General features: G+C 58.8%; 25 protein-coding genes. 14 read left to right on the forward strand and 11 right to left on the reverse strand.

All coding sequences use genetic code 11. The features are described 5' to 3' along the window. Window positions 1-46: 46 nt before the first annotated feature. From AQUI_RS26555 to AQUI_RS0100210, 4 genes are all read right to left on the reverse strand, one after another. A complete protein-coding gene (locus tag AQUI_RS26555; protein WP_051371705.1) occupies window positions 47-1,618 on the reverse strand; it encodes a BCCT family transporter in 1,572 nt (523 codons plus the stop codon). Between the two features lie 157 nt (window positions 1,619-1,775). Continuing rightward, entirely contained in the window at window positions 1,776-2,798 is a 1,023-nt protein-coding gene (locus AQUI_RS0100195; RefSeq protein WP_027255747.1) for a GlxA family transcriptional regulator, read from the reverse strand. A 251-nt stretch (window positions 2,799-3,049) separates the two neighbouring features. Next, window positions 3,050-4,270: a M24 family metallopeptidase gene (locus AQUI_RS0100205; protein ID WP_027255748.1), complete on the reverse strand. Its 1,221-nt coding sequence runs from the start codon at window positions 4,268-4,270 to the stop codon at window positions 3,050-3,052. A 105-nt stretch (window positions 4,271-4,375) separates the two neighbouring features. Further along, window positions 4,376-5,269, reverse strand: coding sequence for a LysR substrate-binding domain-containing protein (locus AQUI_RS0100210; protein ID WP_027255749.1), 894 nt, complete (start codon window positions 5,267-5,269; stop codon window positions 4,376-4,378). Window positions 5,270-5,368: 99 nt separating this feature from the next. On the opposite strand from AQUI_RS0100210, the gene AQUI_RS26560 reads away from it, so the two are divergent. From AQUI_RS26560 to AQUI_RS0100235, 5 genes are all read left to right on the forward strand, one after another. Beyond that, window positions 5,369-6,184 (forward strand): creatininase, encoded by an 816-nt coding sequence (locus AQUI_RS26560; protein WP_035919387.1) that lies wholly within the window; start codon window positions 5,369-5,371, stop codon window positions 6,182-6,184. Window positions 6,185-6,203: 19 nt separating this feature from the next. Next, entirely contained in the window at window positions 6,204-7,322 is a 1,119-nt protein-coding gene (locus AQUI_RS0100220; RefSeq protein ID WP_027255750.1) for an ABC transporter substrate-binding protein, read from the forward strand. Window positions 7,323-7,403: 81 nt separating this feature from the next. After that, window positions 7,404-8,249: an ABC transporter permease gene (locus tag AQUI_RS0100225; RefSeq protein ID WP_027255751.1), complete on the forward strand. Its 846-nt coding sequence runs from the start codon at window positions 7,404-7,406 to the stop codon at window positions 8,247-8,249. Next, window positions 8,246-9,046, forward strand: a complete 801-nt coding sequence (locus tag AQUI_RS0100230; protein ID WP_027255752.1) for an ABC transporter permease — start codon at window positions 8,246-8,248, stop codon at window positions 9,044-9,046. The genes AQUI_RS0100225 and AQUI_RS0100230 overlap by 4 nt, the downstream gene beginning before the upstream one ends. Window positions 9,047-9,062: 16 nt before the next feature. Further along, entirely contained in the window at window positions 9,063-10,157 is a 1,095-nt protein-coding gene (locus AQUI_RS0100235) for an ABC transporter ATP-binding protein (RefSeq protein WP_027255753.1), read from the forward strand. A gap of 420 nt (window positions 10,158-10,577) precedes the next feature. On the opposite strand, the gene phnE is transcribed toward AQUI_RS0100235, so the two are convergent. Genes phnE through AQUI_RS0100255 form a run of 4 tightly spaced genes read right to left on the reverse strand, consistent with a single transcriptional unit; the run spans window position 10,578 to window position 14,798 of the window. Then, window positions 10,578-11,321: a phosphonate ABC transporter, permease protein PhnE gene (phnE, locus tag AQUI_RS0100240; RefSeq protein ID WP_035919390.1), complete on the reverse strand. Its 744-nt coding sequence runs from the start codon at window positions 11,319-11,321 to the stop codon at window positions 10,578-10,580. Beyond that, window positions 11,321-12,091, reverse strand: coding sequence for a phosphonate ABC transporter ATP-binding protein (locus tag AQUI_RS0100245; protein ID WP_027255755.1), 771 nt, complete (start codon window positions 12,089-12,091; stop codon window positions 11,321-11,323). The genes phnE and AQUI_RS0100245 overlap by 1 nt, the downstream gene beginning before the upstream one ends. Further along, a complete protein-coding gene (locus AQUI_RS0100250) occupies window positions 12,088-12,945 on the reverse strand; it encodes a phosphate/phosphite/phosphonate ABC transporter substrate-binding protein (RefSeq protein WP_027255756.1) in 858 nt (285 codons plus the stop codon). Before AQUI_RS0100250 ends, AQUI_RS0100245 begins: the two co-directional genes overlap by 4 nt. Next, on the reverse strand, window positions 12,945-14,798 hold the full coding sequence (locus tag AQUI_RS0100255; RefSeq protein ID WP_027255757.1) for a cytochrome c peroxidase: 1,854 nt from the start codon (window positions 14,796-14,798) through the stop codon (window positions 12,945-12,947). Before AQUI_RS0100255 ends, AQUI_RS0100250 begins: the two co-directional genes overlap by 1 nt. A 109-nt stretch (window positions 14,799-14,907) precedes the next feature. Between AQUI_RS0100255 and mntR the strand changes: the two genes are divergently transcribed. From mntR to AQUI_RS31410, 3 genes are all read left to right on the forward strand, one after another. After that, window positions 14,908-15,366 carry a manganese-binding transcriptional regulator MntR gene (gene mntR / locus AQUI_RS0100260; protein ID WP_027255758.1) on the forward strand — a complete coding sequence of 153 codons (459 nt, stop codon included), beginning with the start codon at window positions 14,908-14,910 and terminating at the stop codon, window positions 15,364-15,366. Between the two features lie 244 nt (window positions 15,367-15,610). Next, a complete protein-coding gene (locus tag AQUI_RS31405) occupies window positions 15,611-15,976 on the forward strand; it encodes a helix-turn-helix domain-containing protein (RefSeq protein WP_027255759.1) in 366 nt (121 codons plus the stop codon). A gap of 70 nt (window positions 15,977-16,046) precedes the next feature. After that, window positions 16,047-16,568, forward strand: coding sequence for an IS630 family transposase (locus tag AQUI_RS31410; protein ID WP_211235969.1), 522 nt, complete (start codon window positions 16,047-16,049; stop codon window positions 16,566-16,568). A gap of 155 nt (window positions 16,569-16,723) precedes the next feature. Here the strand turns inward: AQUI_RS31410 and AQUI_RS0100275 are convergent, their stop codons facing one another. The 3 genes from AQUI_RS0100275 to AQUI_RS0100285 form a co-directional block, all read right to left on the reverse strand. Then, complete coding sequence (locus AQUI_RS0100275) at window positions 16,724-17,641, reverse strand: cation diffusion facilitator family transporter (RefSeq protein ID WP_027255761.1); 918 nt, start codon at window positions 17,639-17,641, stop codon at window positions 16,724-16,726. After that, window positions 17,631-18,401 (reverse strand): transglutaminase-like domain-containing protein, encoded by a 771-nt coding sequence (locus AQUI_RS0100280; protein WP_027255762.1) that lies wholly within the window; start codon window positions 18,399-18,401, stop codon window positions 17,631-17,633. Before AQUI_RS0100280 ends, AQUI_RS0100275 begins: the two co-directional genes overlap by 11 nt. A gap of 237 nt (window positions 18,402-18,638) precedes the next feature. After that, window positions 18,639-19,067: a MerR family transcriptional regulator gene (locus tag AQUI_RS0100285; protein ID WP_027245671.1), complete on the reverse strand. Its 429-nt coding sequence runs from the start codon at window positions 19,065-19,067 to the stop codon at window positions 18,639-18,641. A 174-nt stretch (window positions 19,068-19,241) separates the two neighbouring features. Between AQUI_RS0100285 and AQUI_RS0100290 the strand changes: the two genes are divergently transcribed. The 6 genes from AQUI_RS0100290 to AQUI_RS0100315 are packed head-to-tail and all read left to right on the forward strand — an operon-like array spanning window position 19,242 to window position 23,405. Next, the gene (locus AQUI_RS0100290) at window positions 19,242-19,838 is read left to right on the forward strand and encodes an SCO family protein (RefSeq protein WP_051371706.1); all 597 of its coding nucleotides are present in this window, start codon (window positions 19,242-19,244) and stop codon (window positions 19,836-19,838) included. Further along, a complete protein-coding gene (locus tag AQUI_RS0100295; protein ID WP_027255764.1) occupies window positions 19,835-20,260 on the forward strand; it encodes a disulfide bond formation protein B in 426 nt (141 codons plus the stop codon). Before AQUI_RS0100290 ends, AQUI_RS0100295 begins: the two co-directional genes overlap by 4 nt. Continuing rightward, window positions 20,257-20,916 (forward strand): DsbA family protein, encoded by a 660-nt coding sequence (locus AQUI_RS0100300; protein ID WP_027255765.1) that lies wholly within the window; start codon window positions 20,257-20,259, stop codon window positions 20,914-20,916. The genes AQUI_RS0100295 and AQUI_RS0100300 overlap by 4 nt, the downstream gene beginning before the upstream one ends. A 28-nt stretch (window positions 20,917-20,944) precedes the next feature. Next, window positions 20,945-21,409 carry a copper chaperone PCu(A)C gene (locus tag AQUI_RS0100305; protein ID WP_027255766.1) on the forward strand — a complete coding sequence of 155 codons (465 nt, stop codon included), beginning with the start codon at window positions 20,945-20,947 and terminating at the stop codon, window positions 21,407-21,409. Further along, window positions 21,409-22,035: an SCO family protein gene (locus AQUI_RS0100310; protein ID WP_027255767.1), complete on the forward strand. Its 627-nt coding sequence runs from the start codon at window positions 21,409-21,411 to the stop codon at window positions 22,033-22,035. The genes AQUI_RS0100305 and AQUI_RS0100310 overlap by 1 nt, the downstream gene beginning before the upstream one ends. After that, complete coding sequence (locus AQUI_RS0100315) at window positions 22,032-23,405, forward strand: M23 family metallopeptidase (protein WP_027255768.1); 1,374 nt, start codon at window positions 22,032-22,034, stop codon at window positions 23,403-23,405. The genes AQUI_RS0100310 and AQUI_RS0100315 overlap by 4 nt, the downstream gene beginning before the upstream one ends.

A 23,405-nucleotide genomic window follows, 5' to 3' on the forward strand; every position in this document is an offset into this window, starting at 1 on the left:
CGCCGCTGTTAGTGTAATGCGGCGTGCACACCTAGAACCGCCTAGGCTATTTGGACGGTAACTCTTCCTTTAGCGCCCTGTACAAGCTGATCATCATCAGAAGGATCACAATGGAGAACGGCAAAGCAGCGGCAATCGAAGCCGTTTGCAGAGCAACAAGCCCGCCTGCGACCAGCAGAACACTGGCGACTACTCCTTCGGTGACGCCCCAGAAGATCCGGACCAGATGCGGCGGGTGCTGACTGCCCATCGCAAGCATGGTGCAGATCACCAAGGTGCCGGAGTCCGACGAGGTGATGAAGTAAGAGGCAATCAGAAAGGTGACGATTGCCGCGAAGGCAGTGCCCCAGATGCCAACGTCCATGCCCTCAAGCGTTGCGTAAAGCGCCAGGGTCGGGCTTTCGTTCACGGCTTCGATGATACCGCCGGCTCCCTGCAATTCGATACTGACCGCGTTGCCACCGAACATCGCCAGCAGGAACATGGTCACTAGTGGCGGAACGATCAGCAAGGACACAACAAACTCGCGCAGGGTTCGCCCCTTGGACACACGGGCGATGAACAGGCCGACAAACGGCGACCAGGCGATCCACCAGCCCCAATAGAAGACAGTCCACCAACCCTGCCAGTCGCGCCCGGCCTCTTCATCCACCCACATCCCCATTGGCACAAAGTTCTGCACATAGTTTCCGAGAAGATTGACGTATTGGCCGAGCAGATAGACCGTCGGTCCCGCAAAAAGGAAGAAGGCAAGGATCGCGAAGGTCAGCCACATGTTCAATTCACTGATGATGCGGATGCCTTTGGACACACCCGAGACGGCCGACAGCGTGGCAATGCCGGTGACTACGGCAATCAAGATGATCTGATTGGTTGTCGAATTGGCGATTCCGGTAAGCAGGTTCAGACCCGCGTTCATTTGCTGGACACCCAGCCCCAGAGTGGTGGCAACCCCAAAAATTGTGCCGAAGATGGCCAGCAGGTCAACGGCATGCCCCCAGAACCCGTAGATCCGGTCGCCGATCAGCGGATAAAGGGTGGACCGCATCGAAAGCGGCAACCCTTTGCGGTAGGCAAAAAAGGCCAGAGACAAAGCAACAATCACGTAGACCGCCCAGCCGTGGACACCCCAGTGAAAGGCTGTAATCAACATTGCCGTGCTGGCGGCCAGCGCTGAGTTCGCCTCGGTTCCGGCCATTTCGATGAACGGATTGCCCTGCAGGTGGTACATCGGCTCAGCGATACTCCAGAACAGCACGCCATTGCCCATGCCTGCGCTGAACAGCATGGCAAACCACGAGAAGTTTCCAAATTCCGGCCGGTCGCTGTCCTTGCCGAGCCGGATGTGGCCGTAGCGGCTGAAGGCCAGCCAGATGCTGAACAGCAAGAAGATGCTGATCATCAGAATGTAATACCAGCTAAGGGTGCTGGTGATCCACAGCTTGATCCCGTCGAACACACCGGAGGCGAATTCGGCATTGGCGACCGTGAACAGCACAAATGTGATGACCATGAGTTTCGAGGCGATGCTCATACGAGCATGTACACCTTTCAACAGGCCGGTTCTGGCGACAGCGTTATAGGGGTAGTGGCCGTCAAAGCCCTGTTCGAGTGACATTGTTTCTCCCTGTCTTAGTGTTCGGGCCGGACCTGGGTGGGCCAGCCATGACCCGGCCTTCCGTGCCACCAGCAGGCAATAGGTGTTCAGCCTGAGACCTTAGTGGAGCATCGGGGAGGCAGGGAATGAGAACTGCAAATAGCTGGATTAAGGTTATTTATGGCGCGCCGCTGCGGAGCGACCAGGATTTGCGGAAACTGTGCGGTGAACGGTCGAACTTGCGCTTGAACTGCCTGGAAAAATACGAGGCATTTTCAAAACCCGAGGCCATGGCGATCTCGCGCACGCTCAGGTCGGTTTCGTTCAGCAGGGAAAAAGCCCGCTCCAGCCGCAGGCCGAAGTAGAACTGCCAGGGCGACTGCCCGACGTACTTCTGGAACAGGCGCTCCAGCTGGCGGCGGGAAACTGCCAGAGCGGCGGCAATTCCATCCATGTCCAGGGGCTCTTCCAGGTTGGCTTGCATCAGACGCACAGCGCGGATCAGATTTTGGTTGCGGCAGCCAAGCATGGATGACACCGGCGATATCTGCCTCGACATGCCTGCTCCCGGGCGTTTGTGCAGGCACATATCGGCAACGCAGGACGCAAGGTGGGTGCCGCAGTGGTCCTCAATGATTTCAAGCATCATGTCAGTTGCGGCATGGCCGCCGCCGCATGTGTAGAGCCCGCGATCAGATTCATAGAAGTTGCCGGTCGGCTCGAAACAGGGAAACAGCTCGGCAAAGCCGGGGGCATTTTCCCAATGCAAAGTAAACCGCCGCCCGGTCAGAACACCTGCCGCCGCCAGCGCAAAAGCGCCGGTGCAGATACTTCCAAGGCTTACCCCGTGCGCTTTTTGGCGGCTGATCCAGCTGACAACCCGGCTGTCATAGGATTGCGCTGGCTCCGTCCCTGCGCAGACAAAGAGCGAAGCATTGCGGTCCAGGTCGACCAGCCCGGAATCCACCTGTATCGGAATGCCATTCGAGCAGGTTACCGGAAGGCCATCCGGGCTGAGCGCATGCCATTCAAACAGCGCCTTCTGCGTTAGCTGATTGGCAATCCGCAGCGGTTCGATTGCGGCGCTGAAGGCCAGCATCGTAGTCTTGGGCAGCAGAAGAAAATGGAATTTCTTCGGTGGCGCATCACTGTCGAAACGTACGGTGGCAGCGCCTTTCGGGAGGAAGCGGTTGTCTTGCATGAGCGTTTTCCAGGACATCAGAAAGGAGGCTTCTGTCCTCATTTTGATATTCATTATTCCCAGACACCGCGCCCGCTGGCGCGGTGCGTTGTCATTTCGGAACGGGGAAGGCCAGGCGCAAATAAACCCATTTGGCGGCGCTTTCGCTGGTGCGCTGCGGATCCGGCGCCAGCGAAAGCAGGCTAATGGACCCAGCCAGGACAACCAAACAGGTCAGCCCTTGCAGCAGTATTCCGGCCTTCCCCGGCATCTTAGGCCTTGCCGCCGACGATGTTGTGCTCCGGGCCGTAGGGGAATCCGGTGATATTCTCGGCACCGTCTTCGCCGACGATCAGAATGTCATGCTCACGGTACCCGCCCGCGCCGGGCGTGCCCTCTGGCAGCATGACCATCGGCTCCATTGACACCACCATGCCAGGCTTCAGCTCGGTATCGATATCCTCGCGCAGCTCGACACCGGCCTCGCGGCCGTAATAGTGGCTCAGAACTCCGAAGCTGTGACCGTATCCGAAAGATCGGTACTTCAGCAGATCCCACTCCCGGTACATCTCGTTCAGCTCCAAGGCGATATCCTTGCACTTTGCACCGGGCTTGATCAGCTCCAGCCCCCGCTCATGCACGGCGACGTTCTTCTTCCAGATGTCCAGGCTGGCATCGTCCACATGGTCGCAGAACAGGGTCCGCTCCAGCGCAGTGTAATAGCCAAAGATCATCGGAAAGGTGTTGAGGCTTAGGATGTCGCCCGACTGCACAATGCGGTTAGTGACCGGGTTATGCGCGCCATCGGTGTTGATGCCGGACTGGAACCAGGTCCAGGTATCCATCAGCTCGACAAAGGGGAAGGAGGCGGCAATTTCGCGGATCATCGCGTTGGTGCCCGCAATTGCCACTTCATGCTCGGCCACACCTGCCTGCACCGCATTGGCCACCGCCGCGCCGCCCACATCACAGATCCGCGCCCCTTCGCGGATCAGTTTCAGCTCCTCATCGGACTTGAGCGTCCGCATCCACATGGAGGGGCCGGACACATCGACGAACTCCACATCCGGCAAGGCATCCTGCAGCGCCTGGCGGTAGTCCAGCGACACGTGGTCGAACTCAATTCCGACACGCTTGGCACCCTTGGTCAGGTCCTGTACCGCCCGGTAGAAATTGTCGCGGCGCCAGTCTGTATAGGTGATGTTGTTTCCGAAGCTGCGGCGCCAGGGCTGGCCGCCATCAATGCCTGCGGAAATCGTGGTTGCATTCTTCTGGTCGATCACCATGCCGTACTTGCGCCCGAAGTAGCAGTACAGCCAGCCGGAATAATAGTTGATGCAGTGGTAGGAGGTGAACAGCGCCGCATCGACGTTCTGCTCTGCCATCCAGCCGCGCAGCTCGTCCTGGCGGCGTTTCATTTCCTGATCAGAGAACGGCGAATAGTCCTTTTCTCCATTATGCCATTCCATGATGTGGAGCATATCTTCAGACATGTTAGATCCTTTCTTCGGAGCGTGTCCCAGTCGGTAGCACCGAAGAAAGGTTTCAAAAAATTAATAGATATGATCTACCTATAAAAATATCAAATCCAAGCCCTATCATGACGTCGGCTTCAATGTCTTTCGGAAGCCCCCAACGCCTCCGGCAATCTGTTCAATCAGTTTGAGAGCCGCTTCACTCTGGCGCACATGTTTGTAGAACAGCCCGACATGTATTCGCGCCAACTGCGGGAATCCGATATCCGGTGTCAGGATACGCATACCCGGGAGCAAGGTCTTAGTTGTAAGGGCAGAAATGCCCCAGCCGCTGGCCACCGCGTTCTGCAGCGCCGAGATGCCGGGGCTTTCAAAAGCGATCCGCCATTTGCGCCCTTCGCCGTTCAGCGCTTCGATCACCCGGTCCCGGTAAACGCAGCCCTCCGGGTGCAGAACTAGCGGTAACGGCTCATCCGGATTGAAATGGAACTCCTTTGCGCAAACCCATTTAGGACGCTCGGACCAATAGTGCGAGACATATGGCGCTGGCATTGAGTCTGTAATGGCAATTGTCATATCCAACTCGTCCGCATGCAGCTTACTCAGCAGATCGCGGCTCCAATTGCAGCGGATATCCAGCGTGACGGCCGGGTTTGCAGAGACAAAGTCCGAAATGATCTCCTGAAAAAAACCGATTGCATAGTCAATCGGCAGGCCAACACGCAGCACGCCCTGAATGCTGGAACGCGACAAGCGGGCCACGGCACTGTCGTTCAGCCGCAATATTTCACGGGCAAATCCGATCAGGGCATGGCCATCTTCTGTCAGAGTAAGTTCTTTGCCCAGATGCACGATCAGTTTGCAGCCGCTAAGCTCTTCCAGACGGCGAATCTGCAGTGAAATCGCTGGCTGGGTTCGGCCAAGGGCCTGTCCGGTCTCTGTATAATTCCCTAGATCGACTGCCGTCACAAAGGTGCGCAGCAAGTCTGTCTGCAGGTTCGTGAACTTCCTTGACATTTACATTTCTTATTCTCTCATTGCTACTATCAATTTCACACATGTTTCACCCGGAGTCAAAGTAAAGCCAGCCTTAACTTTCCCGGATTGAGCCTTCCCATGAAGAACGCTTCTGTTTTTGCCGCTGAGCTGCCCTGGCCTGAATACAAGTCCCGCGTGGCCGGCGGCTGCACCCCCATTCTAATCCCGATCGGTTCGATGGAACAGCACGGGCATCACATGCCTATGCATGTGGACGTGCTGCTGCCGACCGAGTTTGCCCGCAGGGCTGCGTCAGAGACCGGCAGCCTTGTCGCCCCGCCCTTTACCTATGGTTACAAATCACACCAGAAATCCGGAGGCGGGAACTTCTTTCCCGGCACTACCAGTCTGGATGGCAGCAGTCTGGTCAACGCACTGAAAGACGTGATCAAGGAATTCGCCCGCCACGGCAACCGCCAGATCTGCCTGGTGAACGGGCATTTTGAGAACTCCTGGTTCATCGTTGAGGGCATCGATCTGGCCCTGCGGGAACTGCGCTGGGACAGCATCACCGATATGAAAATTGTGGTGCTGTCCTACTGGGATTTTGTCGGCGATGACTCAATCGCTAAGCTCTACCCCGACGGCTTCCTGGGTTGGGACATCGAACACGGCGGTGTGTTGGAAACTTCGCTGATGCTCAAGCTTTACCCGGATTTGGTGTGGCTGCAGGACGCAATCGACCACCCGCCGGCCGAATTTCCGCCCTATGACGTCTACCCCCCGCACGAGGACTGGACACCCTCCACCGGCACCCTGTCCTCCCCCAAGGATGCCTCGGCCGAAAAGGGCGAGCTGCTTCTCAATGTCTGCACCGCAGGGATCGTCAAAGCGCTGCGGAAAGAATTCGGAGAACGCTCTCCGGCAAGCGCGGCGGCTACAGCTGCGCAATAAAACCAGCAAGGAGACTGACATGACTGCCAAACTTACCCATCCCACCCGGCGGGCGCTGCTGAAGTCGGCCGCAGGCGCGGCGCTCGCAACCCCGTTTCTGTCTATCCGGGCCGCGGCCGAAACCGTGAATCTGTCGATGCTGGCGTGGTATGGCCACGCAGAGCCCGATGTCGTTGGCGAATTTGAAGAGCTGCACAATGTGAAGTTCACCCCGAAATACTACACCGGAGGCGACAACATGCTGGGCCTGATCGCCCAGTCGCCGCCGGGCACCTATGACGTCATCCTGTCCGACGCCGAATATGTTCAGCAGTTGAACGCGGCCGGATACATTGAGGAACTGGACCCAGGCGACTATGCCTTTGATGACTTCTTCCCGGAGTTCCAGCAATTCCCGGGTCACTGGAAGGACGGCAAGCTCTACTCGGTGATCACCCGGTTTGGCTTCCTCGGCATATCCTATAACGCCGATGTGCTGAGCGAGAGCGATGCGGCCAGCTACAACGTCTTCGGCGACAGCCGCCTGACCGGCAAACTGGGCCACTTCGACTGGCACCTTCCAAACTTGGGGCAGATCAGCTTGCTGAACGGCAATCCCAATCCCTTCGACCTGAGTGACAAGGCTTGGCAGCAGGTGCAGGACAGCACAATGGCGCTGCGCGGCCAGGTGGGCGGGTTCTTTGACTATGGCGGCACCTTCTCGTCGCTGAAGAACGGCCAGATGACCGCATTTGCGGGCATTGGCGACTGGATCACCGGCGTGCTGGAGAAGAACGGTGCCAATGTGCGCACCGCGATCCCGCAAGAAGGCGGCCTGCAATGGACCGAAAGCTTCTCGATCGGCAAGGGCTCCCGCAACCAAGAAATGGCGAAGAAGTGGATCCAGTACATCACCTCGCCCAATGGCCAAGCGAAGTCAGCCGATATGGCGGCCTACCCGGCGCTGATCCCCAACAAGAAGGGCTGGGTCGTGCTGAATGAGGCGAACCCTGCCGAAGCCAAGAGGCAGAACATGGTGCTGGGCCAGCAAAACGCCATGGACCTGATCCGCGAAGACCGCATCAAGTACCGCCAGCTGCCCGTGCAGCAAAGCCTGGAGGACTGGAACGACTTCTGGTCCGACTACAAAGGCGCGTAACTCCACCAGCACCGGAGATGTCTCCTCCCCTGTCTCCGGTGCCCAACTGAAGGCCAGCTGCCGCCCGGTGCTGGAAAACCGATGAATACACGGCCATCTCTGTTTTCACTGACCTTTTCGCTGCCGCTTCTGATCTGGCAGCTGGCCTTCTTTTTGTTTCCGCTGGCCTTTCTGGTGGCACTTAGCTTCTGGACAGTGCGGAACTTTCAGATGCAGCCCAATTTTGACACCGTGAACTGGGTGAAAATCTATTCCCGCAGCGTGTTCTGGGATGCCTACTTCAGGACCCTGCTGCTCGCTTCTTTCAGTGCGGCGCTAATTAGCCTGGCGGCTTTCCCGGCGTCTTATGCGATCTCGTTCAAACTGGGTGAAAATGCGAAACGCTGGATGATCTTCGTCCTGATCATCCCTTTCTTCACCAGTTATTTGGTCCGCGTCTATTCGCTGCAGGTTTTTCTGTCCGACGCAGGCATCCTGAATGCTTTCCTGGGCTACCTTGGCCTCGGCCCCTATTCTATGCTCAACAACAGCTTCGGCACCCTCACCGGCTATGCGACTCTATGTCTTCCGCTAGTCATTCTGTTGCAGGTCTTCAGCCTCAATTTCGTGAACCGTGATCTGGTTGAAGCCGCGCACAACATGCGTTGCGGCCGCCTGCGGACAGTATTGGAAGTGATCATCCCTTCTGCCAAAGCCGGCCTGGTGATCGCAGGCCTCTTCGCTTTCATCCTCAGCTTCGGCGATTTTGTGAGCCCCCTTTACCTGGGTGGAGGCAACCCGCCGACCCTTTCGATCATGATCACCGATATCACAAAATCCGGGCAGCAATGGCCGCGCGCTGCGGTGGTGGCGCTGACGATGATCGCCACACTTTTGACAGTTGCCTTTGCCGCCATCAAATTTGCCTACAGGGAGGCAGGAAAATGACCGGTAACCGTAATCCCCTTATCAACGGCCTGCTGAAGCTGCATATCACGCTATGCCTGATCTTCATCTTCGCCCCGATTGCCGGCAGCTTTGTCTTCTCGCTGAACTCGGACCGCTTCCCTTCGCTGCCGCTAGGCTCGTTCTCAACTGAATGGTACCGGCTTATCTGGGAAGACCCACTGGTCTGGGCCGGCTTCTTCAACACTCTTCTTGTTGGCGCCTGCGTTGCAGCGATTGCCACGCTGCTGGGCTTTGGCGGCGCCTACACCGATTTTCGCTACAAGTTTTTCGGCAAGCCCGTCTATCTGGCCCTTGCCCTGCTGCCGCCCACCATCCCAGTGGTGATCATGGGGCTGGCGATGCTTGCCTTCCTCTCCCGCGTCAGCCTCTCCGGGAATGTGATTTCGGTGATCATTGCCCACGGCGTGATGTGCAGCCCATTTGCCATGGCGATCATCCGCCTGCGCCTGTCGCAGATGGACCCTGATCTGGAAGCCGCAGCCTGGAACTTGGGGGGCAATGAATGGGTAACCATGCGCCATGTGATCATCCCCTTCACCAAACCCGCAATCTATGCCGCCTTGTTCATCACCATGGCCGTGTCCTTTGACGAATTCGCGGTGGCCTGGTTCGTATCGGGCCTGAACGAGACCCTGCCGGTCAAGGTTCTGGGCTTCCTCCAGGGCCAGGTCAGCCCCCGGATCAATGCCATCGGCTCGCTCGCCTTTGTCAGCTCGATCTCCTTCATCGTGATTGCCCAGCTTTTGATGCGTAATCCGGAATCCAAGCCCTCATAACGAACAGGACAGAGCCATGCTGGACACCCCAATTGTACATTTTGACAACGTTGTTAAAAAGTTCGGCAGCTTCACCGCTGTTGAAAAGGCCGACTTCCAGATCGCCCGCGGCGAGTTCCTGGCGATCATGGGTTCTTCCGGCTGCGGCAAGACCACGACCCTGCGGATGCTGGCAGGTCTGGAAGATCCGACCGAAGGCAATATTTTGCTGGACGGGGAGAAAATCAACGGCAAGCCGACCTGGGAACGGGACACGCCGATGGTCTGGCAGAGCCTTGCACTGTTCCCTTTCCTGACGGTGCAGGAGAATGTCGAATTCAGTCTGAAGATGCGCAAAGTGCCCAAGGGCCAACGGCGTGAGCGGGCCCGCAAATGGCTGGACCGGTTGGGCATTCTGGAATTTGCAGACCGCAATATCTCGCAGCTGTCTGGCGGCCAGCGCCAGCGTGTCGCTCTCGCCCGGTCGCTGGTGACCGAACCCAAGATCCTGCTGCTGGACGAACCGCTGTCTGCTCTGGACGCCCATTTAAAAGTCCGCATGCAATCAGTTCTGTCGGGCCTGCAGAAAGATCTAGGCATCACTTTCGTCTATGTGACCCATTCGATGTCCGAGGCCTTCTCCATGGCCGACCGGGTGGTGATCATGAGCCGCGGCAAGATCGAACAGATCGGCACGCCCGAGGAAATCTACCGTGAACCGCGCAACCGCTTCGTTGCTGATTTCCTAGGCTCATCCAACGTGTTTGACGGCAGCCTAAAGTCCAGCGGAAACGAGGTGTGGCAAATTGAAACTGAGCACTCTTCATTCACTCTGAAAGCTCCTTCAGAGGTGCAAAAGACTGACGGATCTCCTGTGGCTTTCGCGGTGAGCTCCGAAAACATGTCCTTGGCCGCCATTGGAACGCCATGGGCAGGAAACAGCATAGAAGCCACGGTAGTTGGAGGCGAATTTGCAGGGGCCTCTGCAACTGTTTTCTTGGAAACAGATCAGGGGCAGGAACTGAAGGTGCAAAAGGGACATGACGAACTTAAGACGGTAGACATCAGAGCTGGACAGAAGCTCTTGGTTCACTGGCTGCCGGAACATTGTCACGTTCTGCCTGGTGAATGAAGAGTTTAATGCACTCTGCGAAGGTCTGCATTTTTTCCAAGCTATGGTCCGTTCGTATGCGCTGGAATGGCTGTTCTCCACCTTCCCGGTGGATCGCCGCAGACACAACAGGCAGTTTACCGCCATTGTGACAGCTTGCAGCGAAACGTCACTTTGTCCCGCTCACTGCTAGTCCAAGCCCGACCAGACGAACGGCCGCTGTCTCGGAGACCAGCCATTCACGCAAGGCGCGGCGAACTAGCGGCATGAGCCCTCAACCGACATGCCCAATTTGTGCTGCGCGAGCAAAATGGACGGATTCTTCTGCGCAGCCACAATATGATGATCTGCAATGCGGCGTGAATTGCGGCCATTCGCCGATCGCCCTCCGCTCAGTGTTTCCGCTGTCTATAACCGCCGTGATAAACAGGAAGGATCCGCTCAGGAAAACCGCTTGTGCAGGGCGGAGTTGACCGCCTCCGACGCAAGCACAAGCACAACAATGGCCATGGTTACCGTCGCGGCCTTGTCATATTGGAACGAGCGCACGTAGGTCTGGACATAAAGCCCGATGCCGCCCGCACCGACAATGCCGAGGATTAGGCTTTCGCGCAGGTTCAGTTCGAAACGGAACACGGTGTCCCGCAGGATGACCGGCGCCATCTGAGGCCAAATCGCCCATCGCAGCTGCTGCGTGCGGCTGGCGCCAGCACTTTCCAGTGCTACCACCGGGGCAGCGGCCACATTGTCGATCGCCTCGGCATAAAATTTCGCCAGCATCCCCGTTGCATGGAAGGTGATGGCGAGGATTCCGGGCAAGGGCCCAAGCCCCACCGCACCAACCATGAGCATCGCCACCAGGATCAGCGGAATGGAGCGGATCATCGCCAGAAGGCCGCGCACCGGGCGCCAGACGGTTGACGGCACCAGGGTCTCGGCTGCGAGAACTGCCAGTCCGGCCGACAGGATGATCGCAAAGAAAGTACCGAGGATGGCAATCCGCAGGGTTTCTGCCAGACCCCGCATGACTTCGCGCCAAACCGACAGGTCCGGCGGCATCATCCGCCCGAGGAATTCGCCCAGGCGCGGCCCTGCACCGGGAAGCTTGTCCAGCCCCATTTCTGCGCTTGTGGCGGACCAAAGGATGGCCGCCGCCAGCACGATCCAAGTCAGCGCCCGGCTCATCAGCTGACTACGCGCAGCCCGGCGCCGGGAACCGTGCCGTGGTAAAGTTCGGCGATGTCGTCGCTGGTCACCTGAGCGGAGGGTTTGTCGAATTGCACCGCGCCGGCCCGCAGCCCCACAATCCGGTCGGCAAAGCGGCGCGCCAGTTCTGGCTGGTGCGAACTGAAGATGACTCCGATGCCGCGTTTGTCAGCTGCGCCTGTGATCAGGCCGAGGATCCGTTCCGCATGGGCGGGGTCAAGGTTGCTCACCGGTTCGTCGGCAAGGATCAGCCTGGGATCCTGCGCCAGGCAACGGGCAATTGCCACCCGCTGCCGCTGACCGCCTGAAAGCTGGTCCGCCCTGCGCCGGGCCAGATCGGAGAGGCCGGTATCTTCGAGCGCGGCAGCTGTTTTGAGGTGGTCCTGCTCGCCAAACCGCCCCCAAAGGGAGGGCCAGATGCGCATCCGGGAAAGCCGCCCGTTCATCACATTCTGATAGACAGTCAGCCGGTCAACCAGTGCAAATTCCTGAAAGATGAATCCGGCACCGGTGCGCAGCTCACGCGGCGGTGCCTGCGTTGCCGAAAGCGGCACCCCCAGAACCTCGGCCTCGCCGCGCCAGCCGCGCAGGCGGCCGTCGAGCAGTGCGAGCAGGGTGGATTTCCCGGCGCCCGACGGGCCAAGCAGGGCCACCCGTTCACCCGGTGCAGCGCTGAGCGACACTTCGCACAGCGCTGCGGCGCCGCCGAAGTGGTGCGACACTGCATTCAGGGTGAAAGCTGCTGTCATTTCAGGTACCCGTAGCGCCGTGCCGTCTCGCGCACGCCTTCGTAAACGTCCCGGTCCACCGCGATGTAGCCGTCCGGCCCATAGAGATACGCCAGCAGGTGGCGGTTGCCTGGCTCATTGAGCTGCAACATGGTTTCGATGAACTTGGCCTGCACGCCCTTGTCCAGGCCGGGCCGTGCAACAACCGCATGGCTTGGGATCTGTTCGCTTTCGGCCAGGACTTTGACTTCTGCCTGCTGATCCGGCGTCAGCAGAAGATCGGCATACTGGCTGGCGCCGGCGGCATCCACAAGCCCATTCGCCATGGCCTGCATCGCCTGCTGATAGCCCCCGGCAAAGAACTTCCGGCCAAAGAAATTGTCCGCATCGGCGGCATCGGCGATGAGCCCCTCGCGCACGAACAGATCAAGCGGGTATAGATAGCCGGACTCCGATACCGGATCGGCAAAGGCAATGTCACGCCCTTTGAGGTCGGCCAGCGTCTCGATGCCGCTGTCCTTGCGGACAAACACGCGGCCCGCATAGCTCGGCTGCCCGCGGTAGACCTCGGAAAGCAGTGGCACGGCACCAATCTGATCCTCGGCCAGAACATAAGGCAGAGCGCCCATGAAAGATATGTCTGCATCGCCGTTGCGCAGCGCCTCGACGGCGGCGGCATGGTCGAAGGTCACAAACCCTGTCACCGGCATTCCCATGCGTTCGGACAGCCAGCCGGTGACCGCCTTTATGTCGCCCAGCAGCTTTTCGGGGTTTTCTTGCGGAATGAAGGCCAGTTTCAGCTCCTCACCCGCTGCCAAGGCTGGCGCGGCGAGGATTGCGGCCGATACGGCCAGAAAATTGCGGCGCGACAGCATCAGAACATCCTCTCGTCAATATCGGCTTGCATCGCTTTGGACAGGTCCCACTGGCGGCCTGCCTCCTCCCAATCGCCTTTGGCGCTTGCATCGCCGACAGCCCGCAGGATGGCCGCGAACTCATAGATCTCCGGCTTGGAGTTTTGATTAACCATGACACTCGCATCTGCCGCCAGATCAGGGGCGACCGTATCCACCAACAGGGCGATGTTTTCGGCATCGCGCATCGGCAGCAGCGTATCCAGGGTGCTTGCGAAAGTGGTCAGTTCTTCCCAGGACAAGCGGAACACGCTGTCGCGGCCTTCAAACGCCTGATAGGGTTCCTCACCATCTCCGACAGCCTCAAGATAGGCGGTCAGATCGGCACGCTGCGCCTCATCCAGCCCCAGATCTTTGCTTTCGTCGAACCAGTCCACAACGCTGGCCAGCGTTTGCAGCGACCCGTCGTGCATATAGGGCGCGGTGAAGTTGATATTGCGCAGGGTGGGGGTTTCAAAGTGGATTGGCGTGCCGCCCAGGAAGGGGGGCTCGGCAGTGCCGATGTCGTATGTGAGACCATCGCGGAAGTTACGCTCGGGCGTGTGGCACGAGGCGCAGGAGCGGTCTCCCAGTCCGGCAAAATCGGTATTGAACAGCTTCTCCCCGCGCTTGGCTGCATCCGAGGCCAAATCCGTCAGCCTGCCCGCCCTGTCGATTTTCGGGTTCGGAAGAAAGTCGAACTGCTTGACATAGGCCTCCAGCGCGTCCAGCTGGAAGGGTGTCGGCTCATCGCCTGCGAACTCGGTCACGATCACATTGCGGATGAACCGCCGCAGGCTGGGCTCGCGCCCGTCGCGCCCGTAAGGCGCAGTAAAGCGGATGCCCCGCATCGAAGGCGTGTCCAGATGGTCGTCTACCCGGTCATTGAACATCGGGTTGAAGAAGGAGCCGTCCACATCCATGCCACCCGCGTACTTTGACAGTCCGGGGATGAAGAAGTCCCGGTTCACATCCGAACGGTTGTGGCAGGTGGAACAGGCAATACCCAGTTCGCGAGCCGGGCCGCCAAAAATTTCCGGGCTGTCGAACAGCATGTCGCCATAGGCAACCAGCGGCAGGTTCGCCTCATCCTCGCCAGCTTCTTCAAATTGCAGCACCAGCCGGGGCAGTTCCCGCTGATCGGCGATATTCGACCCCGGAGGCAAGGTTGCAGGCAGCGACACCGGCGTTCCCGAGCGCACGGCGCTTTCGGGGACCGGGGTCAGCGTTTCGCGTTCCGCATAGGCGGCAGGCAAATAATTCTCTGTCAGATAGGTTTCGAGCGTTGCACGTGCTGCGGCAAAGCTCTCTGCATCGGTCTCTTGCGCTCCATGGCCAAGCACGCCAGCAGTGCCAAGCGAGGAGTTCAGGGCGAGCCATGCCCGCCCCAGATCGCGCGCGGCATTCGCATCCGCCGCCTTGATGCCGTCCTCGAACGCCCGGAACAGCGCTTCGGCATTGGCAACCTCATGTGCTGCGTTGGGCTGTCCAAACGCAGTCTCTGCCGCTGCCAAGTGACGCAGGATACCCTGGGCCACGGCTGCCGTGGCTGCCTCGAACAGTGCCTGGCGGTCATGCGATGCAAGAGCCGCGCTGATTGCGCGGGCCTCATCCGGGCTCACCCGCGACATGGCATCTTCAGACAATGCGCTGCCCGGTGCCGGTGCGGTCCAGCTGTTTTCGATTTTTTCCCAGGGGACCGGGGTCAAGTTCCCCATGAACAGTGTCAGGCGGTAAGCGGCAGAGCGCGGCGCCCATGGGGCTTGCTCAATCGCTGTGGCCCCGGCGGCCACCGGCAAAAGGCCGACTAATGCCGCTGAAATGAGGTTTTTCATGGTCGAACCTACAAAAGTTAGCTTTGGCTAAATTGTGTAGTTTCTTCTATGCCGTTGTCAACCCGCTTTGTTGCAGGCATACAGGGAGGCCAAAATGACATGCGATCCTATGAGCGACATGACCGAAACAGATGAAAACGCCCTCAACCGAAGCCCAGATGAACAGGCGAGCGGTTTTGAGGCCGTACGCACGGCTCATCAAAGCGAGATGGTCGAAGATTATGTCGAGCTGATTGCCGAGTTGATTCACATGAACGGCGCAGCGCGGCCTGTTGAAATCGCCGAGCGTCTAGGCGTGACCCAGCCCACGGTCTCCAAGAACCTGAACCGCCTGAAACGGGAAGGGCTGATCCTGCAAGAGCCCTACCGTTCGATCCGCCTGACGGAAGAAGGCCGCCAGCTGGCCGAAGCCTGCCGCAAACGGCACAGGATCGTGGTGGATTTCCTCGTGGCTCTTGGCGTGTCGCAAGAGGTGGCCGAATATGATGCCGAAGGGATAGAGCACCACGTCAGCGAAGAAACTTTATCTGTTTTCCGTGCTTTTACCAGGGAGCGGAGCAAAAGCTGAATTATTGTCGGCTCTTTTGACTGGGGTGGCTAGAGAGCCCACAAAATTTCTGATGAGATCGTGCTGCCCATGACGAGGGCGGACAATTTTGGCGGGCTTTCGGCACAATAATACAGCTGCCCGCGCGGTTGCCTGCCGGTTTTACCACTTTCAAACTAGAGCGTGTTGCGATTTTCCGGATTCGGGGTTCCCCAAGGGCCGGTGCCGTGATTCCCTGTGCTTGAGGCAGATATGGGGGTCTGAATTGGGTAAGCCACTTCCTATTGAGCTCCGGCAGCGCGTTGTTGATTTCGTCGAAGAAGGGCACAGCCACCGTTCGACCGCCGCGCATTTCCGGGTATCGGTCAAATTTGTGAATGACATGGTCAAACTGAAGCGGGAAACCGGATCCCTTGATCCCAAGCCGCAGGGGAATGGCGGAGGTCATGGCAAGCTTGGCACCGTTCGCGACTGGCTCGAACGACGGATTGCCGAAAAGCGTGACCTGACCCTTGATGATCTGGTGGCCGAGCTTGAAGACCAGCATGGGATCTCCGCGCACCGCGTGTCGGTTTGGCGCGTCCTTCGCAGCCTTGGCCTGACACACAAAAAAAGATCTGCAAGCTGTTGAGCAAAAACGCCCGGACGTCCTGCGGGCACGCCACATCTGGATCACGCGCCGCCAGCCCTTCATGCGCAACATGCTGACACGTTTGGGATTTATCGACGAAACCTCGTTAAAGACCAACATGGCCAAGACCACCGGCTGGGCTCCCAAAGGCGCGCGCCTGATCGACCATGCACCCTTTGGCCATTGGAACACCCAGACCTTCGTCGCCGCCCTGCGGCATGACAGGCTGGATGCCCCCTGGGTGATCGGCGGCGCGATGAACCGCGATTTCTTCGACCTCTATGTCGAGACCCAACTCGCGCCCACATTGCAGCGCGGCGACGTGATCATTCTCGACAACCTCGCGGCGCACAAAAGCCCGAACGCCGCAAAGGTTATGAAAGCTGTTGGGGCGTGGTTTCTGTTCCTGCCACCATACAGCCCCGATCTGAACCCAATCGAAATGGCGTTCTCAAAGCTCAAGGCTCTGATCCGCAGGGCCGCCGCACGCACTTATGATGACCTGTGGAAGGCCGTCGGCCATGTCCGCGGCCTTTTCACAGAAGAGGAGTGTTACAACTTCTTCGCCGCCGCAGGGTATGAAACCGATTAAACGCAAACGGCTCTAAAGGCTGGAAGCATCCATGACCGGGTTTATTTCCGGGAGACGAGGAGATCTATTGTCTACCGGCAAGAGGCGTTCAATATTCGTCGGCCTGATACGTTTTCCAAGGCTTCCGCTTGAAGCAGTGCGCCTGGCAGCGACTGTCATGAACCATGTCCAAACAACTCCGCGCCGGTGTGCATGTTGCCGGATGCCTCAAACTCCAAAACGGAATAGCGGATGCCATAGTGATTTGCGAGAGACGCTTTAATATCCGACTTGATCTGCTCAGCGTTGGCAAGGCATCCCTCTTCGACTACCACATGGCAATCGAGCGCGACCTCGTGTTCCTGCATTTGCCAAAGATGCACGTGATGAACATCGGCAACACCGTCCACGCTCCGGATCACTTCCACGACCCCCTTGCCGTCTATGTCCGGCGGGCTGCCCAACATCAGCGTCCGGATTGGACGGCCGATCTCAGTCACCGCGAGGTAGAGAATGTAAAGCGCGATACCAATTGTGATCGCAGGATCAACCCACTTCATGTCATAGAGAATGATCAGCGAGCCACCGATGATCACGGCGACTGAAGCCAGCGCATCAGAAAGATTGTGCAGGAAGAGTGCTCGAATGTTAACACTGCCTTTCTGCATCGAGTAAGTGAGCAATGCGGTTAACGTGTCCACCACTAGCGCAATGCCGCCGAGGATTACGACAGTCCAGCCCGCAACCTCGGGCGGGTCGATCATCCGCATGCCCCCCTCGTAGATGAGATAGACACCAACCAGTATGAGCGTTGTGTAGTTGACCAGCGCAGCGACAATCTCGATCCGGCCGTAGCCAAAAGTCATACGCTCGTCGGCGAGTCGCCTGGCGATCTTGCGCGCGGCAAACGCTATGAGGAGAGATGCCATATCTGAAAAGTTGTGCAACGCGTCCGCAACCAGAGCGAGGCTGCCCGCGAATATGCCGCCGACGACTTGGGCGATGGTCAGAAGCGCATTTGCCCAGATCGCGATGGAAATCCGGCGGTCTCCAGAATCAGGATCGATATGAGCATGGCCATGATCATGCGGCATCTTGGTTTTCCTCGTGGCGGTGGTTCACCAAATCCAGTCCGGGGATGTGCGGCACGCGCCCGGACCGTATTGCGCGGACACGAGTATTCATCCAGTGGCGGATAACCTTGCGATAGAGCCAGTCACGCAAAATTCCGAACGCCTGCCGGTGATCCCGGTAGAATTCGTCCGGGGCGTCGAATGTTCCAAAATCCCGGGCAATACCAGTTTTCTGAATATAAGTGTCTCCACCTGTCCAATCGACTGGTGGCGCTGTCAAACAATTGGTTCCGGCACCATAGCCGCATAGGGTTTCGGCACCGGAAAAGGCGGCCTGGAGCGCCCCTAAGAATGACTCGTCAAGGATGAAACCCTCGAGATTGACCCAGCCTTCCTCTGTCTCGGCCTCCACCCATGAATGCAAGATCTCGCCTGGTGCAATTGGATAGACGATCTCTGGTACCACGCCCCGCTGCAGCGCCTTGTGGATCGTGAAGCCATGCAGCCGGCACCGCACACCAACTCCACGTAGAAGCGCCATGAGCAGTGTGCCCTTGGTGTTGCACTGGCCGTAGCCGTCGGCGAGAACCCTGGAGGCCGGGATGTCATCCGCGTGGTTGTAACCAAAGGCAATCTCGTTGCGGACGAAGCCGTACACAGCGCCGATTTGCTCGTGCTGGGCCAGTTCCTTCCACCCGCGGTTCGTTATTAGCCTGGCAATTGACGGATGGTCAAAGTCCAATAGCCTCGTAGGCTTAAGAAGCGGATCTGCCGGATACACTGCATCTCTCCTCGAATCTTGCAAGAAGGGGTGTAACCGCTACAGTAACTGTAGCTTCAAGCCCTAATCCTGCAATCGCTATCCAGGATTGTCAGGATCACTTGCCTTTGAGCTGTTATGTAGTCCACTCCTTTTGCAGGCTGTGAGCCTCCAGACTTCGTGCTCGCAGCGGCTGCCTTCGAAAGAAGGCATGTCAGTGCTTAAAAGCACAACACCCCGGATAGTTGAGAGCTGCACTCATGCGCCGATTTCGTCGTGCTCCGTCAGACATTCGGCATGATCACGGAGCACCTCAAGGACCCGGCAATCAGATGTCTTGCCGCCACTGCATTCATGCACCATGCGTTCAAGCTCAGTGCGCAGCGCCTCAAGTCTGGCGATCCGCTGATACACCTGCTTCAACTGCCGCCGTGCTATAGCATCGGCTTCGTCGCAGGACCGGTCCGGATGGTCGCTCAGATCGAGTAGTTCCCGGATTGCATCCAGAGAAAAGCCGAGCTGGCGCGCGTGACGGATGAAGGACAGGCGATCAAGCTCGGCTTCACCATAGCGCCGCTGACCGCCTTCGGTCCTGCCTGGTTCGGGCATCAGGCCAATCTGTTCATAGTAGCGGATGGTCTGGACTTTGGTGCCAGTCTTCTTTCCCAAACTGCCAATCGTGAGCATACGCACCCCCAGGAAGCTACAGTTCTGGTAGGTTTAATTGGGTCTGGCACTGGCCACAACTCAATTCACAGACACGCGACAAAGTCCCTCTCCTGAAAAAAACGGTTGAACCTCTAGTAGCTGCAGGGTGTAGACGCGCAAAAAATACGTGGAATCAGAAACGGGCTGCTTGCTTTGAAGCTTAAACTCCTTCGGAAAATTCTCTGGGCGCTGGCGGCTGTTGCGCTAATTTGGCTTTTGCTTTGGGCGGATTATCGTGCGGATCAGGCCCGTAAGACGCAGTCGGCTTTCCGTGCGGCCTTCGAACTCACGGACCATCAAGGAATAACGCGGACGCAGGAAGACTTCGCCGGGCGGTGGATGCTAGTCTTTTTTGGCTTCGCGAACTGCCCCGATGTCTGCCCGACGACTCTCGCTGAGGTCGCCGCTGTGATGGAAGGTCTAGGTCCGGACGCCGGGCGGATTCAGCCGCTCTTCATCTCGATCGATCCCGAGCGCGATACACCAATGACGCTTGCAGATTTCGTACCGCGCTTTGAGGCCGGCATCATCGGTCTCACTGGGACCCCGGACCAGATCGACCGGACAGCGAAGAGCTTTCACATCTTTTACGAAAAAATTGAGGAGGCCGCGGCCCCCGAAGGCTACACGATGGGGCATTCCTCACAGCTGTTCCTCTTCGATCCTGAAGGTGGCTATGTCACGGCGTGGCCTTATGGCACGCAGGGTGAGGAAATCCTATCCGATCTGAGAGAGAGGATTTCCTTATGACACTCAGGCTCACATCCGATGCGGCGCTCGCAGCCGCGTGGATCGTCGCACTAGTTTCCTCACTTGCCGTTCTGTTCATTGGCGAGGTATTGGGGCAAACGCCTTGTATCCTCTGCTGGTTTCAACGCGCCTTCATGTTCCCGCTGGCGGTCGTGCTGGGTTTCGGGCTCTGGTGGCAAGACGGGCTGGCCGGCCGCTACGGTATAGCGCTTTCTTTGGCCGGCGGAGCCATCGCACTGTGGCATCTCGGTCTATTCTGGGGGCTCCTTCCCGAACGAATCCAGCCCTGTACAGCGGCAGGTCCGTCCTGCACTGACGAAGGCCAGATTGTCCTCGGTCTGCCAATCCCGCTGCTCTCGCTCCTGGCCTTTGCTCTCATCGCCTCCCTGTCAGCCGCCTCTTTGAAGGAATTTACAGAATGAACCGCCGCTCCTTAATTCTCTCCGTTCCCGCTCTCGCAATTGCGGCCTTTTCTGGCGCCGCCTGGTATGCAACGCGATCAGAGTCCGTTGGGGAAGCAACCTCAGTCGCTCCGGAGATTGCGGACGCTTTGATTCGGCCCTATTCGCCGGTTCTCGGCCCCGAGGATGCGCCCGTGACGATCGTGGAGTTCTTCGATCCTGCGTGCGAAGCCTGCCGCGCATTTTACCCGGTCGTGAAGGACATTATGGCCGAACATGGCGACGCAGTGCGCGTGGTGATCCGCTACACACCGTTTCACGGGGAAGCTTCGGAAGAAGCGATCCAGGTCCTTGAAGCTGCACGCATACAGGGGGTCTTTGAGGAAGTTCTGGAAGCGATACTGAGGGATCAGCCCCGCTGGGCGTCCCACGGTGCGCCCGAGCCCGGCCTCATCCTCAATATCGCTGAGCGCGCAGGCCTGGACGCAGAGGCCGCGCGGACGCAAATGCGACTGCCGGATATTATAGGCATCCTCAATCAGGACCGCGCAGATGTCGAAGCAGTGGGCGTGCGCCAGACGCCAACCTTCTTCGTGAATGGCAAGCCGCTCGATCAGTTCGGCGAGGCGGAGTTGCGTACGCTGGTCGCAAAGGAAGTCGCGGCAGTCAAAAGCTGACGGGAAAGTAGAAAGGAAAAATAACGAGATGAAACCGGTACTTCATGCTGCCCTTGCAGCACTTGTGCTGCCACTCGGCGCCGCCTCCGCCGCGCTGGCCGATTCCGGCCAAGTGAGCATCGAGAATGCCTGGTCGCGGGCATCTATCGGCACCAGCCGTCCCGGAGCTGCCTACATGGAGATAGTGAACGAAGGCGATGAGGCAGTCACACTGACAGGGATCAAGACTGACATTGCCATGATGCCCGAAATTCACCGGAGTTCGATGAACGAACAAGGCGTCAGTTCAATGGCTCCGGCAGGTCACGTGTCCATTGCACCAGGTGAGACCGTCGCGCTGGAGCCCGGCGGTCTGCATGCCATGCTGATGAAGCTTCAGCGTCCGATGCACGAAGGGGAGACTTTTCCGCTTACGCTTATTTTCTCGGACGGTGGCGGGGTAGCGGTCGACGTTCCGGTTCTTGGCATCGCAGCGCGCGGCCCGGGAAACTGATGCGGCGGCGTTCAGCTTTCGGATATGGCGCGGCGGCATTTGGTGCAATCGGCCTGACACTCTTTCTGGGCTGGTGGCGTGTGGACGGCCCCGGCGCACCAGAGCCTATGGGCCAACGGCCCTTACCGCTTACGGCGATGGACTTCCGCCTGACTGACCACCAAGGGCAGCTCGTCGGCCCTGAAATGCTGGTCGGGCGCCCGTCGATGGTATTCTTCGGTTTCACCTATTGTCCTGACGTCTGCCCCACGACGCTCTCGGACATCTCCAGCTGGCTGGACATGGTGGGCGAGGACGCCGAGCGGCTGGACATCATCTTCATTACAGTCGATCCCGAACGCGACACTGTCGACGCTATGGCGGAGTATGTCGGCTACTTCCATCCGGCGATCCGCGGCTGGACCGGTCCAGAAGCGCAGATCAAGCGTGCAATCGAGGGTTTCCGCGCGACCTATGAAAAGGTAGCGGGCGAGGATGGGGGGTATACGATGAACCATACGGCGAGCGTCTTCCTGTTCGACGCCGAGGGGCGCTTCGTCAGCACTATCGACTATCACGAACCGAGGGAATTCGCAGTTCCGAAAATCCGGCGCGCAATGAAAGAGAAGCCCGGGGGAGCGACATGAGGATGAAGTGCCTGATCACCGGGCTGGCGGCCGCGGGCGGGGTTTCGGCGGCGGTCGCAGTGGTCGCCACCTCCTACTCAACAGAGCCTGTACTGCCGACCCTTGCCGAAGCTGGCGTTTGGGAACCTGCGCCCCTCACGCCGCCTCGGTTTGTGGAAGGCCCCTCTTACAGGCTTGCCCGCACGCGGCCTGGAAGTGCGCCGGACTTTCGTCCGCCGTTCCTTCCAGCCGTGGTAAGGAACGATGCTCCGCTGACTGCCATAGAACCGCCACTCATCACATGGTCACGCAAAATGGCTCGGGGTGAGACGCTTGATGCGGTTCTGGCCGAGGCCGGGCTTGCCGCCACAGACCGCGCAGAGATCGCCCTTGCGATTGGCGCAGAATACGATCTCCGCCGACTGCGCCCCGGTCACGCAATCACTGTCATATCCACGACAGATGGAAGCCCTCGCAATGTGACCCTTGTTGTCGAAGAGGGCATACGGATCGAGGTATTATTTGGAGAGCAGCTCGCCACCCGGGTTGTGGCCCCTGAACCCGAAATCGTGACCCTTGCTGGCGAGACCAGGATCGAAACCTCGATCTTCGGGGCATTGGACGATGCCGGGATACCAGCCCGGTTCGCCGTCGATCTGGCGCAAATGCTGGGCGGCACAGTGGATTTCCGGCGCGAACTGAGCGGCGGCGAGACGCTGCGCCTTCTCTGGCGCGAGGCGCGGGTTGCGAACAAGGCTGTCCGCCAGCCCGAAATTTCGTTCGCTGCATTGGACCTTGGAGACGCTCTCTATGAAATAGCCTGGCCAGAGGATGGAACCGGCAAGGCTACAATCTATCTCGACGGCGAAGTGCTGCGTGTCTTTTCCCAGCCAGTAGAGGGCGCGCGGCTAACTTCCGTCTTCGGCCGCCGCAATCACCCGGTCTTTGGCAATGTCCGCATGCACACTGGTGTGGACTTTGCTGCAGCGCGTGGAACGCCTGTCCGCGCCACTGCGCCCGGAAGTATTGCGTTTATTGGATGGCGCGGTGGCTATGGCCGTGTTGTCGAGATTGCCCATGGTGCGGACACACTGACCCGCTATGCTCATCTCAGCGCCGTGCCCGAAGGCCTTGCTGAGGGTCAACGCGTGTCGGCCGGGGATACCATCGGCCGGATCGGCGCGACGGGCACTGCGACCGGCCCCAATCTGCATTACGAGGTGCGCGTAGACGGCCGGCCCACTGACCCGCTCTCCGATGACCGGCTCGCCGAGGCCGCCGGACGCGCGACACCGGACACAGCGGCGCTTACACGCCTGAGGGCGGCACGCGCCAGGCTGGAGGAGCAGCTTGCCAGCGTGATCGCCGCGAACCCCAATGAAAGGCTTTGA

The organism is Leisingera aquimarina DSM 24565, from assembly GCF_000473165.1.
GTDB lineage: Bacteria > Pseudomonadota > Alphaproteobacteria > Rhodobacterales > Rhodobacteraceae > Leisingera > Leisingera aquimarina.

Bases quoted from the DNA above. Each gene is read 5' to 3' on its own strand.
- AQUI_RS26555 (WP_051371705.1), bottom strand. From the start codon at position 1,618: ATGTCACTCGAACAGGGCTTTGACGGCCACTACCCCTATAACGCTGTC.
- AQUI_RS0100195 (WP_027255747.1), bottom strand. From the start codon at position 2,798: ATGCAAGACAACCGCTTCCTCCCGAAAGGCGCTGCCACCGTACGTTTC.
- AQUI_RS0100205 (WP_027255748.1), bottom strand. From the start codon at position 4,270: ATGTCTGAAGATATGCTCCACATCATGGAATGGCATAATGGAGAAAAG.
- AQUI_RS0100210 (WP_027255749.1), bottom strand. From the start codon at position 5,269: ATGTCAAGGAAGTTCACGAACCTGCAGACAGACTTGCTGCGCACCTTT.
- AQUI_RS26560 (WP_035919387.1), top strand. From the start codon at position 5,369: ATGAAGAACGCTTCTGTTTTTGCCGCTGAGCTGCCCTGGCCTGAATAC.
- AQUI_RS0100220 (WP_027255750.1), top strand. From the start codon at position 6,204: ATGACTGCCAAACTTACCCATCCCACCCGGCGGGCGCTGCTGAAGTCG.
- AQUI_RS0100225 (WP_027255751.1), top strand. From the start codon at position 7,404: ATGAATACACGGCCATCTCTGTTTTCACTGACCTTTTCGCTGCCGCTT.
- AQUI_RS0100230 (WP_027255752.1), top strand. From the start codon at position 8,246: ATGACCGGTAACCGTAATCCCCTTATCAACGGCCTGCTGAAGCTGCAT.
- AQUI_RS0100235 (WP_027255753.1), top strand. From the start codon at position 9,063: ATGCTGGACACCCCAATTGTACATTTTGACAACGTTGTTAAAAAGTTC.
- phnE (WP_035919390.1), bottom strand. From the start codon at position 11,321: ATGAGCCGGGCGCTGACTTGGATCGTGCTGGCGGCGGCCATCCTTTGG.
- AQUI_RS0100245 (WP_027255755.1), bottom strand. From the start codon at position 12,091: ATGACAGCAGCTTTCACCCTGAATGCAGTGTCGCACCACTTCGGCGGC.
- AQUI_RS0100250 (WP_027255756.1), bottom strand. From the start codon at position 12,945: ATGCTGTCGCGCCGCAATTTTCTGGCCGTATCGGCCGCAATCCTCGCC.
- AQUI_RS0100255 (WP_027255757.1), bottom strand. From the start codon at position 14,798: ATGAAAAACCTCATTTCAGCGGCATTAGTCGGCCTTTTGCCGGTGGCC.
- mntR (WP_027255758.1), top strand. From the start codon at position 14,908: ATGAGCGACATGACCGAAACAGATGAAAACGCCCTCAACCGAAGCCCA.
- AQUI_RS31410 (WP_211235969.1), top strand. From the start codon at position 16,047: ATGCTGACACGTTTGGGATTTATCGACGAAACCTCGTTAAAGACCAAC.
- AQUI_RS0100275 (WP_027255761.1), bottom strand. From the start codon at position 17,641: ATGCCGCATGATCATGGCCATGCTCATATCGATCCTGATTCTGGAGAC.
- AQUI_RS0100285 (WP_027245671.1), bottom strand. From the start codon at position 19,067: ATGCTCACGATTGGCAGTTTGGGAAAGAAGACTGGCACCAAAGTCCAG.
- AQUI_RS0100295 (WP_027255764.1), top strand. From the start codon at position 19,835: ATGACACTCAGGCTCACATCCGATGCGGCGCTCGCAGCCGCGTGGATC.
- AQUI_RS0100300 (WP_027255765.1), top strand. From the start codon at position 20,257: ATGAACCGCCGCTCCTTAATTCTCTCCGTTCCCGCTCTCGCAATTGCG.
- AQUI_RS0100305 (WP_027255766.1), top strand. From the start codon at position 20,945: ATGAAACCGGTACTTCATGCTGCCCTTGCAGCACTTGTGCTGCCACTC.
- AQUI_RS0100310 (WP_027255767.1), top strand. From the start codon at position 21,409: ATGCGGCGGCGTTCAGCTTTCGGATATGGCGCGGCGGCATTTGGTGCA.
- AQUI_RS0100315 (WP_027255768.1), top strand. From the start codon at position 22,032: ATGAGGATGAAGTGCCTGATCACCGGGCTGGCGGCCGCGGGCGGGGTT.